General features: G+C 59.4%; 5 protein-coding genes. 4 read left to right on the top strand and 1 reads right to left on the bottom strand.

The genetic code is table 11. The features are described from left to right. The first annotated feature begins 299 nt into the window (after positions 1–299). Positions 300–626 carry a hypothetical protein gene (locus tag FV242_RS33375; RefSeq protein ID WP_147941944.1) on the top strand — a complete coding sequence of 109 codons (327 nt, stop codon included), beginning with the start codon at positions 300–302 and terminating at the stop codon, positions 624–626. Between the two features lie 11 nt (positions 627–637). Then, on the top strand, positions 638–1369 hold the full coding sequence (locus tag FV242_RS33370; RefSeq protein ID WP_147941943.1) for a metallophosphoesterase: 732 nt from the start codon (positions 638–640) through the stop codon (positions 1367–1369). 12 nt (positions 1370–1381) lie between these two features. Here FV242_RS33370 and FV242_RS33365 read toward each other — a convergent pair whose 3' ends face one another. After that, complete coding sequence (locus tag FV242_RS33365; RefSeq protein WP_147941942.1) at positions 1382–1636, bottom strand: hypothetical protein; 255 nt, start codon at positions 1634–1636, stop codon at positions 1382–1384. A 209-nt stretch (positions 1637–1845) separates the two neighbouring features. Here FV242_RS33365 and FV242_RS33360 point away from each other — a divergent pair, with 209 nt between their 5' ends. Together FV242_RS33360 and FV242_RS33355 are read left to right on the top strand one after the other, a co-directional pair. Further along, on the top strand, positions 1846–2436 hold the full coding sequence (locus FV242_RS33360; RefSeq protein ID WP_147941941.1) for a hypothetical protein: 591 nt from the start codon (positions 1846–1848) through the stop codon (positions 2434–2436). Beyond that, positions 2437–3066 (top strand): XRE family transcriptional regulator (locus FV242_RS33355; RefSeq protein ID WP_147941940.1); only part of this gene is annotated, 630 nt, incomplete at its 3' end. It abuts the gene before it with no gap.

The following is a 3066-nucleotide window of genomic DNA, read 5'->3' as shown; positions in this document are numbered from 1 at the left end:
GTTCTCGATATCCCGGCCGACGGCCGCACCCCATACGGGCAAGGCCCACCCAGTGAGAAGACAGGGGCCACGCAAGGCCCTCCAGAATGACCGCTACCGCCGATTTTTTTTCGCGCCTGTAGGCCCTTCTATTTTTAGCGCTGCCGGATACCCCCAAAATTTCGCGGCCCTGTACGGGCTTTAAATCGCAAATGCAGGCTGCTTCGGCTCCGACTGGATAGATGCCTTTCAGCGCATCGGCATGGTGCCGCCGTGCCTATCCGGTCTAACCTCCTCGAATTCCGGCTGGGGAGACGCCTATGCCCTTCGAGTTGGCTTGGAACATCGAGCCTGACGAGCGCGGCGTGATCGACGGGCGCGAGCTGGCAAGAGAGCTGATCGCCGCCGCCTACCGGGCGCTTGTTCCCTATGTCGATGCCTGCCCGGCCTGCGCCGATAGCCTGTTCAGCGCCATCGCCAACAAGGCCATCGATGACGTGCAGCGTGACGGATATGCTGGCGCGGGCCTGTATGTCGTCCAACATCCGGCGCAACTATCGCCTGCCGATGCCGAGGCGGCGCATTTGCAGGCGTCCAGGGAGACGACGCACGCCATGCTCGAAGGCATCGATCATCACCACCACTGAAACCTCCTGCCATGCGCTACCGGCTTGTCTCTGACGTTCACTCGGAATTCTGGCCGGAGAACCCCTACAGGGCAGGGAAACATATCGACCGGCTGTTGCCGCCCATGCCTGATGACCGGGACACCGTCCTGCTGCTCGCCGGCGACACCGGTTCATACCGCCGCCGCAACATCTACCGGGCCGTGATCGACCGCCTGTGCGACCGCTTCAATGCCGTGGCCGACGTTCCCGGCAACCATTACGGCTATGGTGGGGAGTGGGACGACGACACTGCCCCGGCCGAGCGGGACAATTATCGCTTCGGTCCGGCCTTCCAGGCGTTCGGCGTCACCGCCTGCACCCTCTGGACCGACTTCGACCGTGGCAACCCGGAGATCGAGCGGGAATGCCAAGAGGGCATGAACGATTTCCGCCGTGTACGCGGCCTGACTGTCGAGGGCGTGAAGGCCCGCCATGCCGAACAGGTCCGGTTCCTGACCGAGCGCATGGAGGAGGGCGGCATCGTCATGACGCACTTCGCGCCATCGCGCCCATCGCTCCCAGAAGCGGAGGAGGGGGAGGCTTTAAGCCACTACTACGCGACCGACCTTGAACGGCTGATCCTGGACCGCCGCCCCGGCCTGTGGGTTCACGGTCATATCCATGCCCGGTCTGACTATCGCCTTGGTGCTACCCGCATCCTGTGCAATCCGGCCGGCTATGACGGACGCGACCATGATCCGTGCCTGACGTTCGAGGCGTAGCCCCGCCCGCCGTCAGTTCAGCATCGTGACGACTTCCATGACGGTTTTGCCGTCCCGCATGAGGGCGACGCCGCGACGGCCGCAGAAGGCGCGCCAGCTTTCGATAGGGCTATTGAAGGCAACCAGATCATCGCCCGGCTGCATCGCCGCCTTGAGACGTTCCCACTGACCGTTGACGCCCCCGAAGGGCTTGTTGAGGACGGGGACGGATGGCACGCCGGGATTTTCGGCCTCGGCCTGTTCGACCGTGATCGTGCGCCTGTCCATGGTCGCCTCTCATGCTAGTTCGCGAGCCCTATCCGTTTGACCCGTATACGCAAAAAGGAGCCCGCACTCCGCCCTCTCAACTTCCGCTACACCCCAACTTTTACAGACAGCCGGCAACTCCCCGCATCACAAAGCGCATGGCCGACTGCAAAAATATTGTTGACTTTGCAGATTTGGTGCCTGATCCTTAACGGACAAGAGGAGGCCCCATGTCACTTATCGATCAGGAAGCCGTTCAGGCGACCCTTGAAGCTTTTGAACCGGCAATCCTGGCTGTGGTGCATGGTGCCTGGCAGGAATTCAAACAGCTGCCTCTAACAGCTCCTCTTGAGTTCGCCCGTACCAGGGCCTGCTTTGTGCAGGACATCATGGTTCGCTTGGCAAAGGCACAGTTTGCCGACGAACCGCGTGTCAGAACCATCATCCGCGACGAGACGGTGAAATTCGTTTTTGATGACAAAGTCTTGGTTCGTTTTAAGAAGGCGGACGCAAGCGGATTGGGTTCAAATATCACTACTCAGGCGATTATGCAGTTTGTCGATCAGCAGCGTGAGCTGCCTGGTATCCCGGATGTTTACAAAGTCGAAGTGCTTTATCACCTCAACCGTCTGCAAACCCAGATTGAGCACGTGATGGTCGTGGCTCGCGACGGCGACCGGCAGCTTTGGGAGTATGCGATCGCAGGTAAAGATACCGCTCAGGCTGTAATGTTCCCGGTTGTCCAAGACGACTCGCAGCGCGGCGCAAAAGTCAAAATCCGCAAGCCGGATGCAGCGAACGAGAAGAAGCAGAGCGAGTAAATGGCTCAGGTTGCCAATGCTGATATGTTGCGAGTTGCACGGCAACTGCGCGGATTACCACAGGGCGAGGCCGCAACTCAGCTTGGGCTGACCCAAGCAACGCTGTCACGCATCGAGAATAAAATTACCGTGACGATCGGTGACGACGTCATCGACAGGGCCGCCGAGATTTATGATCTACCACGGTCGTTCTTCTACCAGCCGGATTCCATACTCGGCGCACCCGTGAGTGTGCATCCCCTCTGGAGAAAAAAGGCATCTGTCACAACCCGTGACCTGGATGTAATCATTGCCGAATTAAATATTCGAGTGATGCACCTGCGGCGCTTGCTCGACGCTGTTGAGCTTGAGGCTACATACAAAATCCCACGCCTCGATATCGAGACGCATGAAGACCCGGAAAAAATAGCCGGCCTTGTGCGATCTCAATGGAATATGCCAATCGGCCCGGTCCAGCATTTGACCAAGGCACTTGAGGCAGCCGGAGTTGTTGTCGTCCATTCTTTTCTAGGCGGTTCCGCCGTGGATGGGGTGACATTTTCCGCACCTGGCTTGCCGCCTCTGATCGTGTTGAACCAAGAGCAGCCTGCAGATCGGATGCGTTTTACTCTGGCACACGAGCTGGGCCAC

The sequence above is a fragment of the Methylobacterium sp. WL64 genome, assembly GCF_008039945.1.
GTDB lineage: Bacteria > Pseudomonadota > Alphaproteobacteria > Rhizobiales > Beijerinckiaceae > Methylobacterium.
The sequence above is the reverse complement of the archived record's forward strand: the minus strand, read 5'-3'. Positions and strand labels throughout refer to the sequence as shown.